Annotated in this window: 1 rRNA gene; it reads right to left on the bottom strand. The window is 51.0% G+C overall.

What is annotated here, in order from left to right:
* Nucleotides 1–768 (bottom strand): 23S ribosomal RNA (locus tag ACYVG8_RS19305); the annotation flags it as partial.

The raw sequence follows: 768 nt of genomic DNA, 5'->3' as shown, positions 1-768 counted from the left end.
CTAAGCCAACATCCTGGCTGTCTATGCCTTCCCACCTCGTTTACCACTTAGCATATCATTTGGGACCTTAGCTGGCGGTCTGGGTTGTTTCCCTCTTGACAATGGACGTTAGCACCCACTGTCTGTCTCCCAGGCTCATACTTGACGGTATTCGGAGTTTGCCATGGGTTGGTAAATCGCAATGATCCCCTAGCCATAACAGTGCTCTACCCCCGTCAGTAATACCTGAGGCACTACCTAAATAGTTTTCGGAGAGAACCAGCTATTTCCGGATTTGTTTAGCCTTTCACCCCTATCCACAGCTCATCCCCTAATTTTGCAACATTAGTGGGTTCGGACCTCCAGTGCGTGTTACCGCACCTTCATCCTGGCCATGGATAGATCATCCGGTTTCGGGTCTACACCCAGCAACTAAACGCCCTGTTCGGACTCGCTTTCGCTTCGCCTCCCCTATCCGGTTAAGCTCGCTACTGAATGTAAGTCGCTGACCCATTATACAAAAGGTACGCAGTCACCCCACGAAGGGGCTCCCACTGTTTGTATGCATCCGGTTTCAGGTTCTATTTCACTCCCCTCCCGGGGTTCTTTTCGCCTTTCCCTCACGGTACTGGTTCACTATCGGTCGATCACGAGTATTTAGCCTTGGAGGATGGTCCCCCCATCTTCAAACAGGATTTCACGTGTCCCGCCCTACTTTTCGTACGCTTAGTATCACGAGTGTGTTTTCGAATACGGGGCTATCACCCATTATCGCTGGCCTTTCCAGAC

Source organism: Microvirgula curvata (genome assembly GCF_054781615.1).
Note: the sequence above shows the minus strand (reverse complement) of the source record. Positions and strands in the feature narration are given on the sequence as shown.